Source organism: Streptomyces cahuitamycinicus (assembly GCF_002891435.1).
GTDB classification, from domain to species: domain Bacteria; phylum Actinomycetota; class Actinomycetes; order Streptomycetales; family Streptomycetaceae; genus Streptomyces; species Streptomyces cahuitamycinicus.
In genome coordinates this window covers 1-6,967 of record NZ_POUC01000416.1, presented here as the reverse complement: position 1 = coordinate 6,967, position 6,967 = coordinate 1, and the positions used below count along the sequence as shown (strand labels likewise).

Below are 6,967 nucleotides of genomic sequence, written 5' to 3'. Positions count from 1 at the left end.
GGCCCTCGCGGGCGTCACCCTCGACGCGCAGGCCGACGGCGAGCACGGCCTGCGCATCACCACCCGGAAGCCCGACCCCGTCCTGCCCATGCGGCTGGCCGGTCCGAGCCTGGCGATCCTCTCCCCGAAGGCGTACGAGAAGAAGGGCAACCCCACCCCGATCGGCACCGCCACCGGCCCCTTCGAGATCACCGAGGTCAACGGCGGCACCTCCGTCGGCCTCGACCGCTATGACGACTACTGGGACGGCCTCGCACACGCCTCAGGCATCGACGTACGGTTCGTCAAGGACGGCACCGCCCGCGCCAACGCCGTCCGCACCGGCGACGTCGACATCGCCGAGGCGATCCCCGTCGCCCAGGCCGCAACCCTCGACAAGGCCACCCTCAAGGAAGCCGGCACCACCCGGACCACCAGCCTGCAGCTCAACACGGAGACCGGGCCCTTCAAAAACCCGGAGTTGCGCGCCGCCGCCCGCACGGCGATCGCGCCCTCCGCCCTCGTCAAGGGTGTCTTCGAGGGGTACGCCGACCCGGGCGCCGGCCTCTTCGGACCCGCCGTCACCTGGGCCGCGAGCAAGCGCGTGAAGCCGGCCGGCCGCGCGAAGACCGCCCGGCCCGACGGCACGTCGATCACCCTGGCCACCTACGACAACCGGCCCGAGCTGCCCGAAGTCGCCCAGGTCGTGCAACAGCAGCTCCAGAAGGCCGGATTCACGGTGATGCTGGAGGTGCGCGAGTACTCGCGGCTGGAGAGCGACGCGCTCGCCGGGAAGTTCGACGCGTTCATCGGCGCCCGCAACAGCCTCCTGGACACCGGTGATCCCGTCGGTGTCCTCGGCAGCGACTACACCTGTGACGGCGGCTACAACCTGGCCCGGCTGTGCGACGAGAAGACCGACAGGGCCGTCGCGGAGGCCGTCGGGACCGACGGCACCGGAGAGCGGCAGGACGCCGCCATGGCGGCCGAGGCGGCGATCCTCCGCACGGACGCGGTCGTGCCGCTGGCCCACCAGCGGATCATCGCCGGTGTCTCCACCAAGGTGCGGGGCGTGCTGCTCGACCCGTACGAGCGGACCCTGGTCGGAACCGGAACGCGTCGCTGACCGGCGCGTTCAGGGGTCGAAATCGGAACGCGCCGCTGACCGGCCCGTTCGGAGGCCGGAACCGGAGCGCGTCGCTGACCGGCCCGTTCAAGGGCTGGAATCGGACCGCGTCGCTGAACGGCGCGTTCAGGCGGGCAGCTTCGTGTCGATGACGCAGCTGATCTCGACGAGCTGCCCGGGAAATGTCAGTTCGGTGACGCCCAGGGCCGTGCTGACCGGGCGGTGGGCCCCGAAGTACGCCCGGTTGGCCTTCGCCACGACCTCGGCGTTCCGCACCAGGTCCACCACGTACAGCGTCTGGGACACGATCTGGCCGCGCGTCACGCCGTAGTGGGCCAGGACCCTGTCGAGGTTGGTGTAGGTCCGCCCCAGCTGGGCGGTGACGTCGTCCTCGGGGCGGAAGCCGCCCGCCTCGTCGAACGCGAGCTGCCGGAGACATGGATCAGATCGCCGGACCTGATCGCCTGCGCGTAGCCGAAGTGGCTCTCGGCCGGGATGCCGTGGTCGTAGAGGTCGGTGGTGGTCACAGTCGGTGTCCTTCCGTCGAGCACGAAACCCGTGCTCTCTTGCGGTTACTGGGAAACCGTAGGAGAGTGACCGCCGACCTGGAAGAACGCACTTTTCGGTAACGGGGGAACCAGATGGTGACCAAGCAGCTGAGGGACCTGCCCGAGAACGCGGATCTGCGGCGGGCGGACTCCCTGGCGCGGGAGATCTTCTCCGACGTGGCCAACAAATGGGCGCTTCTGATCATCGAGGCTCTCGGTGAACGCACCCTGCGCTTCAGTGAAGTACGGGACGAGGTCGAGGGCGTCAGCCACAAGATGCTGACCCAGAACCTCCGGATGCTGGAGCGCAACGGCCTGGTCGACCGGAAGGTGCACCCCACCGTGCCGCCCAGGGTCGAATACACCCTGACCGAGCCGGGCCGTGCCCTGCGCGCCACGGTCGACGCGATCTGCGGCTGGACCCACCGGTACCTCGGTCACATCGAGGCGGCGCGCGGGCGGTTCGACGAATGACCGCCCTGCCTTGCCCGCCGTCAGCCGGCGACCAGCTCCCGCACCTGACGGGGCGCCACCGGCTCCTCGACGCGCGAGGTCCGGTACAGCCACAGCACGTCACGCCCGAACGACCAGACCAGCAGGCCCAGGGCCAGGGCCGCCACGCCGAAGTTGCCCGCGTACGGCAGCAGATCGGCGCCCGCGACCAGCAGGAGCACGCCCTGGAGGGCGGCGACCGTCTTGCGGGCGGTGCTCGGCGGGAGCGCGGCGGTCAGCCAGGGCCACACCCGCGCGGCGGCGACGAAGACGTACCGCATGCCACCGATCAGCAGCACCCACGGGCCCAGTTGCATCGACACGTACACGCTCAGCACCAGGATCAGGAACGCGTCGACCTCCATGTCGAAGCGCGCGCCCAGCGGGGACGAAGTGCCGGTGCGGCGGGCGACCTTGCCGTCGACGCCGTCGAGGATCAGCGCCACCGCCGTCAGACCGACGAACAGCGACACGGGCGGCGAGCTCTGGAAGGAGTCGGCCACCAGAGCCGTGACCCCGCCGACGAGGGTGGCCCGGCCGAGGGTGACCCGGTTCGCCGCGCCGAACGAGCGCAGCCGGGAGCGGTGCAGGGCCCGTGAGAGAACCGCCCAGGTGGCGATCGCGAACGCGAGGCCGGTCAGCCAGCCCGCAGGCCCCATCCCGATCGCCGTGCCGATCAGGGCCAGCAGCAGAACCTGCACCCCCGCCCCCAGGGCGGTCTCCTGCTGGAGCCTCGCGTCGTACGTGTTGTTCAGGGCCACCGAACACCCTCCGGCCGTGTGACAGAGTCGATCAACGCCGCTACCTTGTGCGCGGCCTGTGCACCCCTCGGTACGCAAGCAGCTTCCCGATCGTTCAGGAGGACTTCGATGAAGCACACCGCACGGGCGTTCTGGATCGACTCGCCTGGGCGAGGCGGCATCCGGGACGTCACCCTGCCGCCGCCCGGCGAGGGCGAGGTGCTGGTCCGCACGCTGTACTCCGGTGTGAGCCGCGGCACCGAGACACTCGTCTTCCGCGGCGGGGTGCCCGTCAGCCAGCACACCGCCATGCGCGCGCCGTTCCAGGAGGGCGACTTCCCGGGCCCGGTGAAGTACGGCTACCTCAACGTCGGCGTGGTGGAGGAAGGACCCCGGGAACTCACCGGCCGCACCGTCTTCTGCCTCTACCCGCACCAGACGCGCTACGTCGTACCGGCCACAGCCGTCACCCCCGTCCCGGACACCGTGCCCGCCGAACGGGCTGTGCTCGCCGGGACCGTGGAGACCGCCGTCAACGCCCTGTGGGACGCCGCGCCCCTGGTCGGCGACCGGATCGCCGTGGTCGGCGGCGGCATGGTCGGCTGCTCGGTGGCCGCTCTCCTCGCCCGGTTCCCCGGCGTCCGCGTCCAGCTGGTCGACGCCGACCCGTCCCGCGCGAAGATCGCCGAGGCGCTCGGCGTCGGCTTCGCCACCCCGCAGGACGCCGACGTGGACCGTGACCTGGTCGTGCACGCCAGCGCCACGGAACAGGGCCTCGCCAGGTCCCTGGAACTCCTCACGGCCGAGGGGACCGTCCTCGAACTCAGCTGGTACGGCGACCGGCAGGTCAGCCTCCCGCTCGGTGAGGCCTTCCACTCCCGGCGGCTCGTCATCCGCAGCAGCCAGGTCGGCACCGTGTCCCCTGCCCGCCCCAACCGCACCTACGCCGACCGGCTCGCGGTCGCCCTGGACCTGCTCGCCGACCCCGCGCTCGACGCCCTGATCACCGGCGAATCCGCCTTCGAGGACCTGCCGGACGTGCTGCCCAAGCTGGTCTCCGGCGAGGTCCCCGCGCTGTGCCACCGTGTCCGTTACGACGAGAGCGATGGACGGATCGACTGACGATTCGTTCCATCCGGTACGAGTTCGCCACGACAAGAGCGCCTGACCTGAGAAAAGACGTACGGAAGGCTGAACAGGGGAAGGCAACGAGCCGTACTACCCGGCATCCCCGGCACCCGAGAGCGGGGAACAGACGCGCCGCACCTGGAGGGTCGTCCGTTGTTCAGCATCACCGTCCGCGATCACATCATGATCGCCCACAGCTTCCGTGGCGACGTCTTCGGACCGGCCCAGCGCCTGCACGGGGCCACATTCCTCGTGGACGCCACGTTCCGGCGCGAGCAGCTGGACGAGGACAACATCGTCGTCGACATCGGGCTCGCCACCCAGGAACTCGGCGCGGTAGTCAGCGAACTGAACTACCGCAACCTCGACAACGAGCCCGACTTCGCCGGAGTCAACACCTCCACGGAGTTCCTCGCCAAGGTCATCGCCGACCGGCTCGCCGAGCGCATCCACAAGGGGGCGCTGGGCGAGGGGGCCAAGGGCATCGCGGGCCTCACCGTCACACTGCACGAGTCGCACATCGCCTGGGCGAGTTTCGAGCGTGCGTTGTGACCGACACGACCATCGAGCGGCCCGAGCACATGGGTCCGGCGCCGGCGCGGCTGAATTATGTTCCCGTGCAGCACGCTTCCCTGAAGAACGCCGAGATCATCCCCATGTCCCTGCGCACCGTGCACTTCGTGCTGCCGGGCGGCGTCGACGACCCGGCGGTGCCGAGCGGCGGCAACGCCTACGACCGGCGGGTGTGCCTGGACCTGCCCGGCTTCGGCTGGCAGGTGACCAAGCACGTCGTGGCCGGTGACTGGCCCCGCCCGGGGGCCGACGCCCGCACGGAACTCGCCCGCACCCTGAGCGCATTGCCCGACGGGGCCGCCGTCCTGCTCGACGGGCTGGTGGCCTGCGGCGTGCCGGAGATCGTGGTGCCCGAGGCGGAACGGCTGAGCATGGCCGTCCTCGTCCACCTCCCGCTCGGCGACGAGACGGGGCTGGACGCGGCCGTGGCCGCCGAACTGGACGCCAAGGAGCGGACGGTGCTGAAGGCGGTGCCGGCGGTGATCGGCACCAGCGACTGGGCGGTCCGCCGCCTGGTCGCCCACCACGGCCTTCCGCCCGAGCGGGTCCACGTCGCGGCCCCCGGCGCGGACATCGCGCCGCTCGCGCCCGGCACCGACGGTGTGTCGCGCCTGCTGTGCGTGGCGGCCGTGACCCCACGCAAGGGCCAGCACCGGCTGGTGGAGGCGCTGGCCGCGGTCCGCGACCTGCCGTGGAGCTGCGTCTGCGTCGGCGCGCTCACCCAGGATCCGGAGTACGTCGCCCACCTGCGGACCCTCATCGCCCAGCACGGCCTGCAGGACCGGCTGGAGCTGGCCGGGCCGAAGTCCGGCCCCGCGCTCGACGCCAGCTACGCCACCGCCGACCTGATGGTCCTCACCTCCTACGCCGAGACGTACGGCATGGCGGTGACCGAGGCCCTGGCACGCGGCATCCCGGTCATGGCCACGGACGTCGGCGGGCTCCCGGAGGCGGTCGGCCGCGCGCCCGACGGCGGCGTGCCCGGCATCCTCGTCCCGCCGGAGAACCCCGCCGCCATCGCCGCCGAACTGCGCGGCTGGTTCGGCGAGGCGGACGTACGACGCCGGCTGAAGGCCGCCGCCCGCAGCCGCCGCGCCGCCCTCGGCGGCTGGGCGACGACCGCACAGAGCCTGGCTGCGGTGCTGCGCCGGCTCCCGACCGAACCCCGGAGGTCAGCATGACGAACCCGGCGACGACGACCCAGCAGAGCGGGGCGATCCCGGCACAGCCCGGGCCCAGGGAGGTCAGGGGGGTGACGGACGGCGTGGTTCCGGGCCTGGGTTCCAGCATCGAGTTCGGCCCGGGGCAGGCCGCCGGGGGCGTCATCCCCGGTGCCGGCCCCAGCGGCAGGCCCGGCTCGCGGCCGACCGTCAAGCTGCGTGAGGCGAGCCCGGACGATCCGCCCCGCTACGCGCCCGAGTGGCTGGAGCTGCGGGAGCCGGCCGATGCCGCCGCACGGGCGCACGACCTGCTCGACCCGCTGCGGATCCGGCTCGCCAACCTGCCGGGCAAGTCGGGCGGCGTCGTCATCCACGACCTGGGCTGCGGCACCGGCTCGATGGGCCGCTGGCTCGCGCCCCGCCTGGACGGCGCCCAGCACTGGATCCTGCACGACCGCGACCCGTACCTGCTGCACTTCGCGGCCGTCGCCTCCCCGCGCTCGGCCGCCGACGGCAGCCGGGTCTCCGTCGAGACGCGGCGCGGTGACATCGCCCGACTCACACCGGACGCTCTGCAGGGCGCCTCCCTGGTCACGGCGTCCGCCCTGCTGGACGTCCTCACCCGCGAGGAGATCGACACCTTCGCCGCCGCGTGCGCCGGAGCCGGCTGCCCCGCCCTGCTGACGCTGTCCGTCGCCGGGCGCGTGGAACTGACCCCGTCGCACCCGCTGGACGCGGAGCTCGCCCAGGCGTTCAACGACCACCAGCGCCGCGACGGCCTGCTCGGCCCCGACGCGGTCACGGCGGCGGCCGAGGCGTTCTCCGAGCACGGCGCGACCGTACGGCTGCACCCGAGCCCCTGGCGGCTCGGCCCCGAGCAGGCCGCGCTCACCGAGCAGTGGCTGCGCGGCTGGATCGGCGCCGCCGTCGAGGAGCGCCCCGAGCTGCGGGCCGAAGCCGACGTCTACCTGACCAAGCGGCTGGCGGCCCTGGCCGCGGGCGAGTTGCGCGTCACCGTCCATCACGTCGACCTCCTGGCCCTGTCCCGTCCGGTGGACGGAGCGTCATGACCCCCCAGGCGACGGGAACACGCCCGCGCACCACGCCCACCGAGAACCGTCCCGCCACCGGCAGCGGCACCCGTGTGGTGCCGGTGTCCGGTACGGCGGGCACGGCCCGGGCGGACGCGGCCGTGCCGCGCCCGGCCGCGGGCGACAGGAG

General features: G+C 72.4%; 7 protein-coding genes and 1 pseudogene. 6 read left to right on the top strand and 2 right to left on the bottom strand.

The features are described from left to right. Positions 1 to 1,105, top strand: a 1,105-nt coding sequence (locus C1J00_RS35170) for an ABC transporter substrate-binding protein (RefSeq protein WP_102913004.1), incomplete at its 5' end; no start/stop codon positions are given. 126 nt (positions 1,106 to 1,231) lie between these two features. Here C1J00_RS35170 and C1J00_RS35165 read toward each other — a convergent pair. Beyond that, positions 1,232 to 1,632 (bottom strand): annotated as a pseudogene (locus C1J00_RS35165) (RidA family protein). 114 nt (positions 1,633 to 1,746) lie between these two features. Here C1J00_RS35165 and C1J00_RS35160 point away from each other — a divergent pair. Further along, positions 1,747 to 2,127 carry a winged helix-turn-helix transcriptional regulator gene (locus C1J00_RS35160; RefSeq protein WP_102913003.1) on the top strand — a complete coding sequence of 127 codons (381 nt, stop codon included), beginning with the start codon at positions 1,747 to 1,749 and terminating at the stop codon, positions 2,125 to 2,127. Positions 2,128 to 2,147: 20 nt separating this feature from the next. Here the strand turns inward: C1J00_RS35160 and C1J00_RS35155 are convergent, their stop codons facing one another. Next, positions 2,148 to 2,906 carry a CDP-alcohol phosphatidyltransferase family protein gene (locus C1J00_RS35155; protein ID WP_102913002.1) on the bottom strand — a complete coding sequence of 253 codons (759 nt, stop codon included), beginning with the start codon at positions 2,904 to 2,906 and terminating at the stop codon, positions 2,148 to 2,150. A 108-nt stretch (positions 2,907 to 3,014) separates the two neighbouring features. Between C1J00_RS35155 and C1J00_RS35150 the strand changes: the two genes are divergently transcribed. The 4 genes from C1J00_RS35150 (at position 3,015) to C1J00_RS35135 (ending at position 6,816) form a co-directional block, all read left to right on the top strand. Continuing rightward, complete coding sequence (locus C1J00_RS35150) at positions 3,015 to 4,007, top strand: zinc-dependent alcohol dehydrogenase (protein ID WP_102913001.1); 993 nt, start codon at positions 3,015 to 3,017, stop codon at positions 4,005 to 4,007. Between the two features lie 159 nt (positions 4,008 to 4,166). Beyond that, the gene (locus C1J00_RS35145) at positions 4,167 to 4,565 is read left to right on the top strand and encodes a 6-pyruvoyl trahydropterin synthase family protein (protein WP_102913000.1); all 399 of its coding nucleotides are present in this window, start codon (positions 4,167 to 4,169) and stop codon (positions 4,563 to 4,565) included. After that, on the top strand, positions 4,562 to 5,767 hold the full coding sequence (locus C1J00_RS35140) for a glycosyltransferase family 4 protein (RefSeq protein ID WP_102912999.1): 1,206 nt from the start codon (positions 4,562 to 4,564) through the stop codon (positions 5,765 to 5,767). Before C1J00_RS35145 ends, C1J00_RS35140 begins: the two co-directional genes overlap by 4 nt. Next, complete coding sequence (locus C1J00_RS35135; protein WP_102912998.1) at positions 5,764 to 6,816, top strand: methyltransferase domain-containing protein; 1,053 nt, start codon at positions 5,764 to 5,766, stop codon at positions 6,814 to 6,816. The genes C1J00_RS35140 and C1J00_RS35135 overlap by 4 nt, the downstream gene beginning before the upstream one ends. Positions 6,817 to 6,967 lie beyond the last annotated feature (151 nt).

Coding starts and splice junctions, on each gene's coding strand:
- C1J00_RS35135 (WP_102912998.1), top strand. CDS start 5,764: ATGACGAACCCGGCGACGACGACCCAGCAGAGCGGGGCGATCCCGGCA.
- C1J00_RS35160 (WP_102913003.1), top strand. CDS start 1,747: ATGGTGACCAAGCAGCTGAGGGACCTGCCCGAGAACGCGGATCTGCGG.
- C1J00_RS35150 (WP_102913001.1), top strand. CDS start 3,015: ATGAAGCACACCGCACGGGCGTTCTGGATCGACTCGCCTGGGCGAGGC.